The organism is Sporosarcina sp. UB5, from assembly GCF_050859005.1.
Taxonomy (GTDB): Bacteria; Bacillota; Bacilli; order Bacillales_A; family Planococcaceae; genus Sporosarcina.
Genome location: NZ_CP125984.1, coordinates 1542484 through 1558193 on the forward strand (window position 1 = coordinate 1542484; position 15710 = coordinate 1558193).

The following is a 15710-nucleotide window of genomic DNA, read 5'->3' on the forward strand; positions in this document are numbered from 1 at the left end:
AAGGGAAAGAGGTGAGCAGATGAAATTGTATCATCATGTATTAATTATCATTGTGATCATTATCCTCATCATTTCCTTGTACGGTGCAGGTTACGGCGCCATCCCTTTCTTGCTCGCCGCCCTATATCTCGGCTTCCTGAGCGTCAAAGAATTCCAACGCTTCAAGAAGAGTAGAAGATGGTAGCATAACAGGCACTTCATTGTATATAATGATAAGTATGCTTTTGCTCAGAGAAAGGACGTGCGTACGTTGAATTTACATGAATTAACGAAAGAAGAACTGTTAGAAGAGTCGTTTATCGATATCGCCTATGCCATATTGACAGACCGGCGTGAAGCATTAACGCTCGAACAACTATTGAATGAAATTCGTGAATTGACTGGGTTGAAGGAGAGAGATGTGAAGGACAGGCTCCTCCAATTCTACACAGATATGAATATCGATGGAAGATTCCTCGTCATCGATAATCGTTGGGGATTACGCGAATGGTATCCAGTCGATCAAATCGAAGAAGAAACGGCTCCTGTCGTTAAAGTCCGCAAGAAGAAAAAGAAAAAAGCGTATGACGATGACGACGAGGAAGAAGACGACGAAGAAGAAATCGATGAGGACGAGTTGTTCGACGAAGAATTCGATGAGCTCGATGAAGATGAAGATGAAGACGAGTTGGATGAAGAGGAAGAAGAAGAGGAAATCATTGAAATCGAAGAGGATTTAATCGATGACGATGAGGAACTTGAAATCGTTCCTGATGAAGACTTGGATATTGACGAAGACGAAGAAGAGGAAGACGAAGAAGAAGAGGACCTTCTTTAATAATTTCCCCTTGACTTCGGGCGTGTAACGATTTAGACTTCTATTTGGGCTCCTTGAAAAAGGACACATGAATCCGTGTATAAGCGCTCCTCTTGTAGATAGACTACAGTGGAGCGCTTTTTTGTATTTTATTCGACCGAACCCCTAACACAAAGGAGGAGCTATAGATGACAAAATATATATTTGTAACCGGCGGAGTCGTTTCATCTCTAGGAAAGGGAATCAATGCCGCTTCCCTTGGAAGATTGTTGAAACAAAGAGGACTCCAAGTAACGAACCAAAAATTCGATCCGTACATTAACCTTGACCCGCGTATGATGAGTCCGTACCAACACGGGGAAGTATTCGTCACGGAAGACGGTGCGGAAACTGACCTCGACATCGGCCACTATGAACGATTCATCGACATTAAATTGAACAAATACTCCAACGTCACAATGGGGAAAGTATACTCCTCCGTGTTGCGGAAAGAGCGCCGCGGCGAATACAAAGGGGCGACGGTCCAAGTTATTCCACATATTACGAATGAAATTAAGAGCCTCATCAAACGAGCGGGCCAAGAAACGAATGCAGACGTCGTCATTACCGAAATCGGTGGAAGCGTCGGTGACATCGAGTCACTACCGTACCTCGAAGCGATCCGTCAAATGAAGACAGACCTAGGTAAAGACGATGTAATGTACATCCATAACACGCTCATCCCGTATTTGCACGCTGCCGGTGAAATGAAAACAAAGCCGACACAACATAGCGTAAAAGAATTGCGCGGACTTGGCATCCAGCCAAATATGATCGTCGTTCGAAGCGAGTATCCAGTTCCACAAGAAATGAAAGACAAAATCGCTCTCTTCTGTAACATTAAACCGGAAGAAGTAATTGAAGCGCTTGACGCGGAAACATTGTACGAAGTGCCGATCCGTCTGCACGCGCAAAACATGGACAAAATTGTCGTCGACTTCCTTGGCTTAGAAACGAAAGAGCCAGATTTGACGGAAATTGAAGAACTTGTGAACCGCGTAAGAAATCTATCGAAAAAAGTGAAAATCGCCCTCGTCGGAAAATACGTCGAACTGCAAGATGCTTATATTTCTGCAGTAGAAGCGTTCCGCCACGCTGGGTATGAATTCGACACTGATATCGAAATTGACTGGATTAATTCCGAAGAAGTGACGAAGGAAAACGCTGCAGAAATCTTGCAAGGCGCAGACGGCATTTTCGTTCCGGGCGGCTTCGGTGACCGTGGCATCGACGGAAAAATGGAAGCAATTAGCTACGCACGTGAAAACGGCGTTCCGTTTTTCGGCGTCGGTCTTGGCATGCAACTTGCTGCAGTGGAATTCGCACGTGACGTTCTTGAAATAAAAGACGCACACTCAGCTGAATTCGATAGCGAAACGGAAAATGCGGTCATTGAAAACAACCGCGACTCCGAAGATTGCATCGATGAAGTGAGCGGCGATATGAGGCTCGGCGCTCACCCGTGCAAGCTAAAAGAAGGCACGAAAGCGCATGAAGCGTATAACGACGAATTAGTATACGAACGCCACCGCCACCGTTACGAATTTAACAACAAGTATCGCGAGCAATTCGAAAGCGCAGGTATGGTTGTAGCAGGGGAAAGCCCAGACGGCCATCTCGTGGAAATCATTGAGTTGAAGGACCACCCATTCTTCATCGGAACTCAATTCCATCCGGAGTTTGCTTCCCGTCCAACTCGCCCAACACCGCTCATCCGCGAATTCATTCGCGCAGCGCTTACACATCAAAACGCATAAACAAAAAAACAGAAACCATCGTACTAGGATGGTTTCTGTTTTTCTTTACGTCTAGACTCCGGGCGCCAGAAGCTCGGGTCATAAGTCAAAGCTGCTCTGTGGCAAAAAGCGCCACGACGCATCTTTGCCTTATGCCTGTCGCCTCTAGGCAGGCGCCCTTCGCTTTTGTTTAGTTAATCCTCATCTCTCACCATTTCGTCATACGCCATTTTAACCGCCTCATACAAAAAGAGCGCGACTAAAACGTGTGGCTGAACGATCCGGCTGCCGATGTCCTCGCCTGGCAAAATCCCTTTCACAACGCCGGTCGCCATATACGTATACGCCAAATCCGCTAACTCATTTTCCTCCGTTGCTTTCTCACCCGCCACAACTGCGAACGGAATAAACTGCTCCGCAAGCACCCGCGCTAACTGAAGCGCTCGTACGTCCGTCGCGGAACGAGAAAATAACCAAACCCTGTCCGCGGAATGAATCTCCATTCCTTCTTCATACAAGACAGCGCCTCGAAACGGCTCCGCACTATGCAACGCGTTCAATCCGACAGCTTCCATCTCATCGAATCCGGCGAAAATAACACGCCCTTCACCGATCGTCGCCTGCGCTAACAGCCGCGCCGTCTCCTCGACTGCCTCTTCATTATTCGAACCGGCACGCTGCAACAGCCCGCCGATTTGTGTCATCAATATTTTCATTTATACCACCTCGTTTTCCATTATATTTTCTCGCTGTACGAAAGCCAACTAATCGGCTGTAACGTCTTGGATTAAAACAATATTACAATAATGATTAAAAAAAGAAGGAGATTCCAGTTCCTATGTCAAACTGTATAACATATTGGGGGATTTACTAAATAAGGGGTGAGCCTTTTGAAGAGTTTGCTAATCGTCGACGATCAAGCCGGAATACGACTATTATTAAATGAAGTATTCACAAAAGAAGGGTTTGAGGCGAGGTTGGCTGCAAATGGCGCGGAAGCTCTGCAGTCGGTTAGAGAGAAAGAGCCGGATTGTATTTTACTAGATATGAAAATGCCAGGAATTAATGGCGTCGAAGTGTTAAAAAGACTAAAGAAAGACTGGCCTCATATTCCTGTCATAATGATGACGGCTTATGGGGAATTCGAACTTCCGATAGAGGCAATTGAAAACGGAGCAGAGAAATATTTCACGAAACCATTCAATATTTATGAAGTGCGCGACGCGGTTAACGATATTTTGCGTCGCCGAGAATAATAAAAAGAAATGATACAGCACCACAACCACACCAGACAGTAGTAAATACTGTCTGTTTTTGTTATGATGAAAGAGGTAAAAAACGATTCAAACAATAAATTCATCTCGACGATCCGGAGGAGGATTTTGCTATGGCACTTGTGTCAATGAAAGAAATGATGATCAAAGGCAAGAAAGAAGGATATGCAATCGGTCAGTTCAATTTGAACAACCTTGAATACACGCAGGCGATCCTGCAAGCGGCACAAGAAGAAAATTCGCCAGTCATACTCGGTGTTTCCGAAGGTGCGGCACGCTATATGGGCGGGTTTACGACAGTCGTCAACATGGTGAAAGGGCTACTTCATGATTACAACATCACCGTACCCGTAGCTATCCATCTGGACCACGGATCCAGTTTCGAAAAATGCAAAGAGGCAATCGACGCAGGCTTCACGTCAGTCATGATCGATGCATCTTCAAAACCTCTAGCAGAAAACATTGAAATTACGAAACAAGTTGTAGAATATGCCCATGCAAAAGGCGTTTCTGTTGAAGCCGAGCTTGGTGTAGTCGGCGGACAGGAAGACGATATCATCGCTGACGGTGTCATCTATGCCGATCCTGCAGAATGTAAGGAGCTCGTCGAAGCAACGAACATCGACTGCTTGGCGCCAGCCCTTGGATCCGTTCACGGACCTTACAAAGGCGAACCGAATTTAGGATTTAAGGAAATGGAAGAAATCTCAAGTCAATCGGACCTTCCACTCGTACTTCACGGCGGAACAGGCATCCCGACGAAAGATATTCAACGCGCCATTTCACTCGGAACAGCAAAAATTAACGTTAACACTGAAAACCAAATCGAAGGCACAAAAGCGGTCCGCGAAACACTAAACGCCGACCCGAACGTCTACGACCCACGCAAATACTTAGCACCGATGCGCGTTGCTATCAAAAAATCAGTCATCAGCAAAATGCGCGAATTCGGTAGCTCAAACAAAGCTTAACTTGTAATAAATTTTGACATACTAATAGGAGATGCATCGAAAAAACAGATGCATTCTCCTTCTTTTCCATTCACGAAGGAGGAACTGATCATATGAAATTTTTCATCGATACGGCAAACTTTGAAGAAATTAAAGAAGCACATAGCTGGGGAATCATCTCCGGTGTAACAACAAACCCATCACTCGTAGCAAAGGAAAACATTTCATTCCACGACAGACTACGCGAAATCACTGCACTCGTACCCGGTTCCGTTAGCGCGGAAGTTATCGCACTCGACGCAGAAGGAATGATTGAAGAAGGACGCGAACTTGCGAAAATCGCGCCAAACATCACTGTAAAACTTCCAATGACACCGGAAGGCTTGAAAGCTTGTTCTGTTTTCGCCCAAGAAGGCATTAAAACAAACGTAACCCTCATTTTCAGTGCAAACCAAGCATTGCTTGCAGCACGCGCTGGAGCCACATACGTTTCCCCGTTCCTCGGACGACTCGATGATATCGGTCAAGAAGGAATTCAATTAATTAGCACAATCGCGGACATTTTCACAATCCACGACATGGATACGCAAATCATCGCAGCATCCATCCGTAGTCCACAACATATTACAGATGCAGCACTCGCAGGAGCGCATATTGCGACGACGCCATTCAACGTACTGAAGCAATTATTCAACCATCCGTTAACCGACAAAGGCATCCAACAATTCCTCGACGATTGGGAAGCAAGAAAGAACAAGTGAAACGCCTAAAGGAGACTGAAATGGACGTTTATAAAATTAGAGGAGGAAAACCTCTACGCGGAACGATAAAAGTGAGCGGAGCGAAAAACAGTGCCGTCGCGTTAATACCAGCATCTATCTTAGCGGATTCACCGGTAACGATTGACGGGCTTCCGGAAATCTCGGACGTACTCACCTTAAAAGCGCTCCTTGAAGATATTGGCGGGAAAGTAGACTTTGATTCGGGCAAAATGACGATTGATCCTTCAGAAATGATTGCAATGCCACTTCCGAACGGCAACGTGAAAAAACTGAGAGCATCGTATTATATGATGGGTGCTATGCTCGGCCGATTCAAGCACGCTGCAATCGGGCTTCCAGGCGGCTGCCATTTGGGGCCTCGTCCAATCGACCAGCACATCAAAGGCTTCGAAGCATTAGGCGCAAAAGTAACGAACGAGCACGGCGCTATCTATTTGCGTGCAGATGAATTGCGCGGCGCTAAAATTTATTTGGACGTCGTTTCTGTCGGTGCGACGATTAATATTATGCTCGCGGCGGTCCGTGCCAAAGGGCGGACGATCATCGAAAATGCGGCAAAAGAGCCGGAAATTATCGATGTTGCCACGTTGCTTTCAAATATGGGCGCCAACATTAAAGGTGCGGGAACGAATGTCATCCGTATCGAAGGCGTTGAACGGTTGCATGGAACGAAGCATACGATCATTCCAGACAGGATTGAAGCAGGTACGTTCATGATTATGGCAGCTGCAATCGGAGATGGCATTACGATCGACAACGTCATCCCGTTCCACGTTGAAGCGTTAACCGCGAAATTACGTGAAATGGGCGTCAAAGTGGAAGAACGGGAAGAGCATATTTTCATCCCTAAATCCGAAAGTCTGCAGGCGGTCGATGTGAAAACACTCGTCTATCCGGGATTCCCGACCGATCTTCAACAGCCATTCTCCGTACTATTAACGCAGGCAAACGGCTCATCTGTTATTTCGGATACGATTTATTCTGCGCGGTTCAAGCAAATCGATGAACTAAGGCGGATGAATGCTGACGGGAAAGTGGAAGGGCAATCCGTCATTCTTTCGGGTCCAACTCCGCTTCAGGCGGCAGCTGTTAGTGCTTCTGACCTTCGGGCTGGAGCGGCACTCGTCATCGCCGGTCTACTTGCGGATGGCGAAACGGAAATCCAAGAAATCCACCATATCGAACGGGGCTACAGCTCTTTGATCGAGAAACTTCGCGGTATTGGAGCGGACATTCGTAAGGAATCCGTTCCTGAAAAAGCGATCGTCAGTGAATAAAATTGCTTATGCTATACTAGAAGTGAATGTACATCTAAAGAGAAAAGCGTTTATTGATTACGTATAATGAAATGCGCTAAACGGGAGGAACAATCATAATGGAACGCAGTTTATCGATGGAATTAGTACGTGTGACGGAAGCAGCAGCAGTATCAGCGGCCCGCTGGATGGGACGCGGTTTGAAAAACGAAGCAGATGATGCTGCTACGGAAGCGATGCGTACTGTGTTCGACACGATTCCGATGCAAGGGGTCGTCGTCATCGGCGAAGGTGAAATGGATGAAGCGCCGATGCTCTATATCGGCGAAGAGCTCGGAACGGGCGAAGGTCCAGAAGTAGATGTCGCCGTCGACCCGCTCGAAGGAACGAACATCGTCGCATCAGGCGGATGGAATGCACTTGCAGTCATTGCAATTGCGGATAAAGGAAACCTCCTTAACGCGCCTGACATGTACATGAATAAAATTGCGGTCGGACCTGAAGCGGTAGGCAAAATCGATATCGATGCGTCTATCGCGGATAACCTCCAAGCCGTCGCCAAAGCGAAAAACAAATCGATCGATGAAGTTGTCGCAACTGTTCTTAACCGTGAACGCCATTCAAAAATCATCGAAGAAATTAGAGCTGCCGGCGCGCGTATTAAGCTCATCAATGACGGAGATGTTGCGGGCGCTATTAATACAGCATTTGACAACACGGGCGTAGACATTTTGTTCGGACTCGGCGGAGCACCTGAAGGCGTTATCGCTGCAGTCGGACTAAAAAGCCTCGGCGGAGAAATCCAAGGTCGTCTCGTTCCTTCTAATGAAGAAGAGCGCCTCCGTTGCGAAAAAATGGGCATCGACGTCTCGAAAGTTCTCTACATGGACGACCTCGTCAAAGGCGACGACGCCATCTTTGCTGCAACAGGCGTAACAGACGGTGAATTGCTACGCGGTGTCCAATTCAAGGGAAGTTACTGTGAAACGCATTCAATCGTCATGCGCTCTAAATCAGGCACAATCCGTTTCGTAGAAGGACGCCACAGCATGAAGAAAAAACCATTGCTAGTTATGCAAGATTAATTAGTCTAAATGAAACATAGCAAGCCTCAACGCCCGGCTTTACGCCGGGCATCCTTCTATTAATTGATTCACCTACCTAAATGAAAAAACACCCAAACATACGAAAAACAAATAAAGAGTGGAGCTTACGATACTATGCCAATTTTAACAATTGCCAGCTTGGAAAATATGACCTTGAAAGAGTTATATGAGCTTGCAAGGGAATACAAAATCTCTTATTACAGCAAATTAACGAAAAAAGAGCTAATTTTCGCGATCCTAAAATCAAGGGCCGAACAAGAAGGCTTCTTCTTCATGGAAGGCGTACTCGAGATTATCCAATCGGAAGGATACGGATTCCTCCGTCCGATCAACTACTCACCAAGCTCGGAAGACATCTATATTTCTGCTTCTCAAATAAGAAGATTTGACTTGCGGAACGGGGACAAAGTAACAGGGAAAGTCCGTCCACCAAAAGAAAACGAACGCTATTACGGCCTTTTGCAAGTAGAAGCCGTTAACGGGGAAGACCCGGAAGTCGCGAGAGAGCGTGTTCACTTCCCAGCACTTACACCGCTTTATCCAGACCGCCACATTAAACTTGAAACGACACCACAAAAACTGTCGACTCGCATTATGGACCTCGTGTCGCCTGTCGGATTCGGGCAACGCGGACTCATCGTCGCTCCTCCGAAAGCAGGAAAGACGATGCTATTAAAAGAAATCGCCAATGCCATTACGACGAATCATCCCGAAGCGGAACTCATCGTCCTTCTCATCGACGAACGTCCTGAGGAAGTGACGGACATCGAACGTTCCGTCGATGCCGATGTCGTCAGCTCGACATTTGACGAAGTACCGGAAAACCACGTAAAAGTTGCTGAACTCGTCTTAGAACGTGCAATGCGACTCGTCGAACATAAACGCGACGTCGTCATTTTAATGGATTCCATTACGAGACTTGCGCGCGCGTATAACCTTGTCATCCCGCCAAGCGGCCGTACGCTTTCAGGTGGTATCGATCCGGCAGCATTCCACCGTCCGAAACGATTTTTCGGTGCTGCAAGGAACCTAGAAGAAGGCGGCAGCTTGACGATTCTTGCAACCGCACTAATCGACACAGGCTCACGTATGGACGAAGTCATTTACGAGGAATTCAAAGGGACCGGCAACATGGAGCTGCATCTTGACCGCAGCCTTGCAGAACGTCGTATTTTCCCAGCGCTCGACATTCGCCGCTCTGGAACGCGGAAAGAGGAACTGCTCATCCCGTCCGAACAGCTCGAAAAGCTCTGGGCAATCCGGAAGACATTCTCCGACGCACCAGATTTCGCAGAACGCTTCTTGAAAAAACTACGTCAATCGAAGTCGAACGAAGAATTTTTCGACAAGTTGAATGAAGAAATGAAAGCCCATCGTAATGGAAAAGGGCTGCTTTAATTGATAGAAAATAGTTGCGAACGCCGTCACGAAGAACGGCGTTTGCGAGCATGAATATGAAGAGACTGCCTGTAACGGAAATCAAAAGTGTGATACTGAAAATAAATAGTTGCGACGGACAAACAGATTTGTTATAATTTCTGAGTATGGTTTCGACCATCTGCTGCATATGCGGTTGACATATACGGACCGTGTAAGGCATCAGTCTTGTGCAACACCCTACAATAATACTCTGTTCCAGATGGTTCAGGGCGAGAGGAGAGAGACCGATGAGAGCAGGAATTCATCCTAACTACAAAGTAGCGACTGTTACTTGTTCATGTGGAAACACATTCGAAACAGGTTCTGTAAAAGAGGACATTCGCGTAGAAGTTTGTTCAGATTGCCATCCATTCTACACTGGACGCCAAAAATTTGCTGCAGCGGACGGCCGCGTCGACCGCTTCAACAAGAAATATGGCCTCAAAGAAGAAGGACAAGAATAAGAACCTTCCAACCCGCCAACATTGTTTGGCGGGTTTTCAATTTGGGAATAAACCATATAGAACTTCTTTTGAATAAAATCCTTTAATTTGTCAAAACCAATTTGGCGCGACGCATGAAGTGTTCTGCGCCAAAAGTGGTGAGTCCCGCGTCCAAAGCTCCATCCATAACATATTCCTCCCCGAAAGAAAAGACGTCATTTTCACCTCGATTTAATGTATGATAGATATTCCGACAACGAAAGAAGAACTTTTACATAGAGCAACAATTGAAAGGGGAACCAACATGTACGTAACAATGCAAGGCGGCTGGATAGAAGTAATTTGTGGCAGCATGTTTTCAGGGAAATCCGAGGAATTAATTCGCCGCGTACGACGCGCACAATTTGCCAAACAGAAAATCGCCGTGTTTAAGCCCGAAATCGATGACCGATATAGCGAAGAAGCAGTCGTCAGCCATAACGGAACGACGGTAATCGCGACGCCTATTGCCGACTCAACACAAATTGAACAATTCGTTAGAGACGACTACGACTTAATTGCAATCGACGAAGCGCAATTTTTCGATGAAGGCATTATCGACGTCGTCATGGAATTGGCAGATCGCGGATTCCGCGTCATTGTCGCAGGACTCGACCAGGATTTCCGCGGTGAACCATTCGGACCGATGCCACAACTGTTGGCCGTCGCAGAAAACGTCACAAAATTACAAGCCGTCTGCACTGTTTGCGGATCTCCCGCGAGCCGCACGCAACGGCTTATAAACGGACAACCCGCTGGCTATGACGATCCAATCATCCTCGTCGGTGCATCTGAAGCATACGAAGCAAGATGCCGCATGCACCACGAAGTTCCAAACGGAGTAACCGCGAACGTGGCAGCTAAATAACAGAGAAAAACAGCATGGACAAGCTCCATGCTGTTTTTTTACTGTCATTAAAACACACACTATCCACACCCCTCGAATACTATGGCTAATGGTAACCATTATAGGAAGGGAGATGGGTAGAAATGAAAAAATGGATTGTCGCCCTCGTTTTCATCGTTTCGATTGGACTGTTTGGCTGTCAGCAGCAATCGGTGATTGAAAAACATACAGATAGTACGGAAACACCTGCGCAATCAAAACCTACTGGAAAAACGGAAACACCAAAGCAAACAGAATCGACGAAGCAGCCGGTTGCCCAAACGAAAATCATCCCGTCACCGGCTCCAGTTATCAACATTATTGACCCGACAACCAATAAACTAATCCACACATTTACCCCAATCGATCTAGGCTATGAAATGGACATCGCGGCGTACATAGCGCAAATCGAACAATTTGCAAAAGAGCTCGCACGCGGAACCGACGGAAAAGCTGGATACGACCAACGGATGGTGCTCGACAGATTGGACGAAAATGGCAATCTCATCAAAGGCAACCCACTAATTCTGTTGCGAGAAAGCATATTAGTGGAGCGGATTATGGAAGCGTCTGTCGAAGGGGGTACTGTTGAACTGCCAATCGAAATAACCGAAAGTGGCTATAATCCCGAGGATATCCAGCACTTAGACGACGTTGTTGTCGCATCGTATACAACCTATTTCAACCCGACGGACACAAATCGGAATAAAAACATCGAACTTTCAGCGGAAGCCATCGACAAAATCATTGTCGGCAGTGGAGACCATTTCTCCTTCAATACCGTCGTCGGACCGCGAGACGAAGCGAACGGCTACCAGCCCGCCCCTGAAATCATTAACAAAAAACTTGTTATGGGGATCGGCGGGGGAATTTGTCAAACTTCCTCAACCTTATTTAACGCGGTCGACCAACTTCCCGTAAAATACATCGAACGGCACCATCATTCGATAGATATCGGCTACGTCCCGAAAGGAAGGGATGCAACTGTCTCCTACGGCGGCCTCGACTTCAGATTCCGAAACGCAACTGACGCCCCATTTCTCATTGAAGCCATTTACGGAAAAGACTTTCTAACGATTGAAATTAAAACCGCGGAGAAATACGTGGAATTTTTTAAATGAATAAGTTACATTCCGCCTTAAGGCAGGTGGCTCCGCGCTCAAAGTGGTGCTCCCGCTCAAAGCAGTGACTTCCTCGCTCAAAGTCACTGCTCCTGCGCTCAAAGCGGTGACTTCAGCGCTCAAAGCGGTAGCTCCCGCGCTCAAAGCAGATGGTTTCGCGCTCAAAGTTGCTGCCCTCGCGCTCAAAGCTGTCGCCCCCAAGCCCAAACCAAACCACTTCAAATTCTCAAAAAAATATTTTAAATGCGTTTTCGCCACCAAAAATGAAATTTAACCCGCAAATTAACGGCAAATTCAAATTTCCGCCAAAACGTGAAAATTTACGTCCTGATACAATGCTAGTGAGGTGATGAAAATGCTAATGAAAAAACGGAGCGAACCCTTATCCTTACTAGGCTTACAATCACTAATCAGCCGACTACCTAACGATCACAAACAATACACAATAGTCGAGGAAGATTTCAGAAGAAGACAGGCTGGATTCGGAGGCGAACTGAATTTTGACAAGCATATAAATGAATTTCGTCCAACATATCCATTCGCCTTACTCCATGATATTTGCCTCCAATACAATGGAATCTACTTTCAAATGGATTCAGTACTCATCTTGCCAAACAAAATTATCATCTTTGAAATTAAAAATCTTGGTGGAAAACTTACGGTGAAAGCAAACCCTACGCAATTCATTCAAGAACTCAACGAAGATAGAAAAATCCTTCAAAGTCCAATTACGGAGCTAGAGCGAAAAATAAACTTCATGAACAGATGGCTAAAGGAAAGAGGAATTGATATCCCTATTAAAGGAATAATTGGACTTGCCTACACGAACGAACTATACATTGAAAAAGAAACAAATGCTGAAATCTCATTCACACACGAAATTCCGATTAAACTGTATAACATCGTCATCGAACGTGAACTATTAAGTAGAAATACGATCAATAAAATAGCGCGCGATATGATACAAGCGCACCAAGAATACAACCCATTCCCTCTGACAGAGACATTGAACATAGCAAAAGAAGATATAATCCCAGGAGTTATTTGTCCAAAATGCAGACGCAATGGAATGAGATGGAGCGAGAAAAAATGGCGTTGTCCTGTCTGTTCTTACAGTGCTTTGGATTGTCATCTCTCCCTCCTCGACGATTGGTTCAATTTAATGGACACCAGCATTACCAACCGCCAATTTCGTTCGTTTTCAGGTATCCAAAATCATCATATTGCAAAAAGAATATTGAAGAAGGCGGGCCTCACTATGAAAGGAACTCGCAGGACTGCAATTTATATAAGGTAATTGTTCAAACGCTTTGTAGAAAAGCGTTTTTTTAATCGCGCCATAGATTATCATACGCTGCGCGCTCAAAGCGATTCCCCGCGCGCTCAAAGTCGCTCGTCCCGCGCTCAAAGCGATTCCCCGCGCGCTCAAAGTCGCTCGTCCCGCGCTCAAAGCGATTCCCCGCGCGCTCAAAGTCGCTCGTCCCGCGCTCAAAGCGATTCCCCGCGCGCTCAAAGTCGCTCGTCCCGCGCTCAAAGCGATTCCCCGCGCGCTCAAAGTCGCTCGTCCCGCGCTCAAAGCGATTCCCCGCGCGCTCAAAGTCGCTCGTCCCGCGCTCAAAGTGCGTCCCCGCGCGCTCAAAGTCGCCCGTCCTGCGCTCAAAGTGCGTCCCCGCGCGCTCAAAGCCGCCCGTCCCGCGCTCAAAGCGATTCCCCGCGCGCTCAAAGTCGCTCATCCCGCGCTCAAAGTGCGTCCCCGCGCGCTCAAAGTCGCCCGTCCCGCGCTCAAAGTGCGTCCCCGCGCGCTCAAAGTCGCTCATCCCGCGTCCAAAACCGGCTACCCCACGCCCAAAACCCCCGCCACCCAAAGAAAAAACTGTATTTCAGCGCCTAATTCCCGTACAATTAATATACAAAACAGACAGAGAACGAAGAGGTGCAATGACTATGTTTGATAGGCTTCAAGCCGTTGAAGATCGATATGAGCGATTGAATGAATTGCTGAGCGATCCGGATATTGTAAGTGATATGACGAAGCTGCGGACGTATTCGAAGGAGCAGTCCGATTTGCAAGATACGGTTGATGCGTATCGCGAATATAAAAGCGCGACGACGCAATACGACAATGCGAAAGAAATGCTGGAAGAGCCGCTTGACGATGACATGAAAGAACTCGTCAAAATGGAAATCGCGGAACTCGATGAACAGATTGAATCACTTGAAAAGAGACTAAAACTATTGCTCGTTCCGAAAGATCCGAATGACGACAAAAACGTTATTATGGAAATCCGCGGGGCGGCAGGCGGCGACGAGGCGGCGCTGTTCGCTGGTAACTTGTACAGAATGTATAGCCGATTCGCAGAAACGAACAATTGGAAAGTCGAAGTGATGGATTCCTCGCCGACCGAGCTCGGCGGCTTCAAAGAAATCATTTTCATGATCAACGGAAATGGCGCGTATTCGAAACTGAAATATGAAAACGGTGCGCATCGCGTTCAGCGTGTGCCGGAAACGGAATCAGGCGGCCGGATCCATACGTCGACTGCGACTGTCGCCGTATTGCCGGAAGCGGAGGAAGTCGAAATTGATATTCATGAAAAGGATATTCGTACCGACACATTCGCATCATCCGGACCGGGTGGACAATCCGTTAACACGACGATGTCCGCTGTCCGCCTAACGCATTTACCGACAGGAATCACTGTTTCGTGTCAGGATGAAAAATCGCAAATTAAAAACAAAGAGAAAGCGATGAAAGTTCTCCGCGCCCGCATTTACGACAAATTCATGCAAGAAGCGCAAGCGGAGTACGATGAAAAACGAAAATCCGCTGTCGGGACAGGTGACCGTTCCGAGCGAATTCGAACGTATAACTTCCCGCAAAACCGCGTGACGGACCACCGAATTGGACTCACAATCCAAAAGCTCGACCAGATCATCGAAGGGAAGCTCGACGAAGTGATCGACGCCCTCATCGTTGAGGACCAGGCGAGACGATTGGAAAGCTTGGATCAGCATGACTGAAAAAATCTATGAAGCGCTCAATAAAGCGAAATCACTTCTCGAGTCGAAAAACTTGGACGAACACGCGGCGCACCTACTTATGGAGCATGTCACACGAAAATCCGGAGCCACATTGCTAGCGGATTTACGTGAACCGCTCACGCCAGAACAACAAACCGCTTTCTGGAATAAAACCGAAGAGCTGCTAACAGGCAAGCCCGTTCAACATATTATTGGTACAGAACAGTTTTACGGACTGTCATTCGAAGTGAATGAACATGTGCTCATCCCGCGTCCTGAAACGGAGGAGCTCGTATTTGGCGTGCTTGAACGGAGCCGCAAGTTCCCTAAAAAATGCCGCGTGGCGGATATCGGTACAGGGAGCGGCGCGATCGCGATTTCCTTCAAAAAAGAACGCCCTGAAGCAGTTGTCACAGCAACGGATATTAGTGAATCTGCGCTCGACGTTGCGAAGCGGAATGCGAGGCGCAACGATGTCGACATCGATTTTAGGCTTGGCAATATGACGGAGCCAATCGACGGAGAAAAATGGGATGTCGTCTTGTCGAATCCACCGTATATCGCGATGGAAGAATCGAAAGAGATGTCGCCGACAGTACTCGATTTTGAGCCGCATAGCGCGTTGTTTGCGGACGATGATGGGCTTTTCTTCTATAAAAAGCTTGCGGAAAAATTGCCGCCGCTCATGAATAAACAATCGCTCATCGGTGTTGAAATCGGCTACCTGCAAGGTCACGCAGTGCGTGAACTATTTCAACAGGCGTTTCCAAATGCGCTGGTTTCCATCGTGCGAGATGTGAACGGCAAAGATCGAATGATATTTTGTGAGATTGATGAATAAA

At 47.0% G+C, this 15710-nt stretch carries 18 protein-coding genes; 15 read left to right on the plus strand and 3 right to left on the minus strand.

What is annotated here, in order from left to right; genetic code table 11:
• Positions 1 to 19: 19 nt before the first annotated feature.
• The 3 genes from QM454_RS08090 (at position 20) to QM454_RS08100 (ending at position 2592) form a co-directional block, all read left to right on the plus strand.
• Complete coding sequence (locus QM454_RS08090; RefSeq protein ID WP_432363642.1) at positions 20 to 184, plus strand: hypothetical protein; 165 nt, start codon at positions 20 to 22, stop codon at positions 182 to 184.
• 66 nt (positions 185 to 250) lie between these two features.
• The gene (gene rpoE / locus QM454_RS08095; protein ID WP_432363644.1) at positions 251 to 817 is read left to right on the plus strand and encodes a DNA-directed RNA polymerase subunit delta; all 567 of its coding nucleotides are present in this window, start codon (positions 251 to 253) and stop codon (positions 815 to 817) included.
• 167 nt (positions 818 to 984) lie between these two features.
• Positions 985 to 2592 (plus strand): CTP synthase, encoded by a 1608-nt coding sequence (locus QM454_RS08100; protein WP_432363646.1) that lies wholly within the window; start codon positions 985 to 987, stop codon positions 2590 to 2592.
• A 173-nt stretch (positions 2593 to 2765) separates the two neighbouring features.
• Here the strand turns inward: QM454_RS08100 and QM454_RS08105 are convergent, their stop codons facing one another.
• The gene (locus tag QM454_RS08105) at positions 2766 to 3287 is read right to left on the minus strand and encodes a DUF2529 family protein (RefSeq protein ID WP_432363648.1); all 522 of its coding nucleotides are present in this window, start codon (positions 3285 to 3287) and stop codon (positions 2766 to 2768) included.
• 174 nt (positions 3288 to 3461) lie between these two features.
• On the opposite strand from QM454_RS08105, the gene QM454_RS08110 reads away from it, so the two are divergent.
• The 9 genes from QM454_RS08110 (at position 3462) to QM454_RS08150 (ending at position 11847) form a co-directional block, all read left to right on the plus strand.
• Positions 3462 to 3827 carry a response regulator gene (locus QM454_RS08110; protein ID WP_432363650.1) on the plus strand — a complete coding sequence of 122 codons (366 nt, stop codon included), beginning with the start codon at positions 3462 to 3464 and terminating at the stop codon, positions 3825 to 3827.
• 131 nt (positions 3828 to 3958) lie between these two features.
• Positions 3959 to 4816, plus strand: coding sequence for a class II fructose-bisphosphate aldolase (locus QM454_RS08115; RefSeq protein ID WP_432363652.1), 858 nt, complete (start codon positions 3959 to 3961; stop codon positions 4814 to 4816).
• Positions 4817 to 4908: 92 nt separating this feature from the next.
• Complete coding sequence (gene fsa / locus QM454_RS08120; RefSeq protein ID WP_432363654.1) at positions 4909 to 5556, plus strand: fructose-6-phosphate aldolase; 648 nt, start codon at positions 4909 to 4911, stop codon at positions 5554 to 5556.
• 20 nt (positions 5557 to 5576) lie between these two features.
• Positions 5577 to 6854, plus strand: coding sequence for a UDP-N-acetylglucosamine 1-carboxyvinyltransferase (locus tag QM454_RS08125; protein WP_432363656.1), 1278 nt, complete (start codon positions 5577 to 5579; stop codon positions 6852 to 6854).
• Between the two features lie 98 nt (positions 6855 to 6952).
• Positions 6953 to 7918 carry a class II fructose-bisphosphatase gene (gene glpX, locus QM454_RS08130; RefSeq protein WP_432363658.1) on the plus strand — a complete coding sequence of 322 codons (966 nt, stop codon included), beginning with the start codon at positions 6953 to 6955 and terminating at the stop codon, positions 7916 to 7918.
• A gap of 135 nt (positions 7919 to 8053) precedes the next feature.
• Complete coding sequence (gene rho / locus QM454_RS08135) at positions 8054 to 9337, plus strand: transcription termination factor Rho (RefSeq protein WP_432363660.1); 1284 nt, start codon at positions 8054 to 8056, stop codon at positions 9335 to 9337.
• A gap of 269 nt (positions 9338 to 9606) precedes the next feature.
• Positions 9607 to 9822: a 50S ribosomal protein L31 gene (gene rpmE, locus QM454_RS08140; RefSeq protein ID WP_432363662.1), complete on the plus strand. Its 216-nt coding sequence runs from the start codon at positions 9607 to 9609 to the stop codon at positions 9820 to 9822.
• Between the two features lie 283 nt (positions 9823 to 10105).
• Positions 10106 to 10708 carry a thymidine kinase gene (locus QM454_RS08145; RefSeq protein WP_432363664.1) on the plus strand — a complete coding sequence of 201 codons (603 nt, stop codon included), beginning with the start codon at positions 10106 to 10108 and terminating at the stop codon, positions 10706 to 10708.
• Positions 10709 to 10830: 122 nt separating this feature from the next.
• Entirely contained in the window at positions 10831 to 11847 is a 1017-nt protein-coding gene (locus tag QM454_RS08150) for a VanW family protein (protein WP_432363666.1), read from the plus strand.
• On the opposite strand, the gene QM454_RS08155 is transcribed toward QM454_RS08150, so the two are convergent.
• Complete coding sequence (locus QM454_RS08155) at positions 11797 to 12033, minus strand: hypothetical protein (protein ID WP_432363668.1); 237 nt, start codon at positions 12031 to 12033, stop codon at positions 11797 to 11799. The two genes, QM454_RS08150 and QM454_RS08155, sit on opposite strands and share 51 nt — an antisense overlap.
• 175 nt (positions 12034 to 12208) lie before the next feature.
• Here QM454_RS08155 and QM454_RS08160 point away from each other — a divergent pair, with 175 nt between their 5' ends.
• The gene (locus QM454_RS08160; RefSeq protein ID WP_432363670.1) at positions 12209 to 13144 is read left to right on the plus strand and encodes a nuclease-related domain-containing protein; all 936 of its coding nucleotides are present in this window, start codon (positions 12209 to 12211) and stop codon (positions 13142 to 13144) included.
• Here the strand turns inward: QM454_RS08160 and QM454_RS08165 are convergent.
• Complete coding sequence (locus QM454_RS08165) at positions 13049 to 13570, minus strand: hypothetical protein (RefSeq protein WP_432363672.1); 522 nt, start codon at positions 13568 to 13570, stop codon at positions 13049 to 13051. The two genes, QM454_RS08160 and QM454_RS08165, sit on opposite strands and share 96 nt — an antisense overlap.
• Before the next feature lie 221 nt (positions 13571 to 13791).
• Here QM454_RS08165 and prfA point away from each other — a divergent pair, with 221 nt between their 5' ends.
• Together prfA and prmC are read left to right on the plus strand one after the other, a co-directional pair.
• Positions 13792 to 14868: a peptide chain release factor 1 gene (prfA, locus tag QM454_RS08170; RefSeq protein WP_432363674.1), complete on the plus strand. Its 1077-nt coding sequence runs from the start codon at positions 13792 to 13794 to the stop codon at positions 14866 to 14868.
• Positions 14861 to 15709, plus strand: coding sequence for a peptide chain release factor N(5)-glutamine methyltransferase (gene prmC, locus QM454_RS08175; RefSeq protein ID WP_432363676.1), 849 nt, complete (start codon positions 14861 to 14863; stop codon positions 15707 to 15709). The genes prfA and prmC overlap by 8 nt, the downstream gene beginning before the upstream one ends.
• The last annotated feature ends 1 nt before the right edge of the window (position 15710 follow it).

Excerpts from the sequence above, each read along its gene's own strand:
- QM454_RS08100 (WP_432363646.1), top strand. The coding sequence starts at position 985 with ATGACAAAATATATATTTGTAACCGGCGGAGTCGTTTCATCTCTAGGA.
- glpX (WP_432363658.1), top strand. The coding sequence starts at position 6,953 with ATGGAACGCAGTTTATCGATGGAATTAGTACGTGTGACGGAAGCAGCA.
- QM454_RS08150 (WP_432363666.1), top strand. The coding sequence starts at position 10,831 with ATGAAAAAATGGATTGTCGCCCTCGTTTTCATCGTTTCGATTGGACTG.
- QM454_RS08090 (WP_432363642.1), top strand. The coding sequence starts at position 20 with ATGAAATTGTATCATCATGTATTAATTATCATTGTGATCATTATCCTC.
- prmC (WP_432363676.1), top strand. The coding sequence starts at position 14,861 with ATGACTGAAAAAATCTATGAAGCGCTCAATAAAGCGAAATCACTTCTC.
- prfA (WP_432363674.1), top strand. The coding sequence starts at position 13,792 with ATGTTTGATAGGCTTCAAGCCGTTGAAGATCGATATGAGCGATTGAAT.
- rpmE (WP_432363662.1), top strand. The coding sequence starts at position 9,607 with ATGAGAGCAGGAATTCATCCTAACTACAAAGTAGCGACTGTTACTTGT.
- QM454_RS08115 (WP_432363652.1), top strand. The coding sequence starts at position 3,959 with ATGGCACTTGTGTCAATGAAAGAAATGATGATCAAAGGCAAGAAAGAA.
- QM454_RS08125 (WP_432363656.1), top strand. The coding sequence starts at position 5,577 with ATGGACGTTTATAAAATTAGAGGAGGAAAACCTCTACGCGGAACGATA.
- QM454_RS08105 (WP_432363648.1), bottom strand. The coding sequence starts at position 3,287 with ATGAAAATATTGATGACACAAATCGGCGGGCTGTTGCAGCGTGCCGGT.
- fsa (WP_432363654.1), top strand. The coding sequence starts at position 4,909 with ATGAAATTTTTCATCGATACGGCAAACTTTGAAGAAATTAAAGAAGCA.
- QM454_RS08145 (WP_432363664.1), top strand. The coding sequence starts at position 10,106 with ATGTACGTAACAATGCAAGGCGGCTGGATAGAAGTAATTTGTGGCAGC.
- QM454_RS08160 (WP_432363670.1), top strand. The coding sequence starts at position 12,209 with ATGAAAAAACGGAGCGAACCCTTATCCTTACTAGGCTTACAATCACTA.
- rho (WP_432363660.1), top strand. The coding sequence starts at position 8,054 with ATGCCAATTTTAACAATTGCCAGCTTGGAAAATATGACCTTGAAAGAG.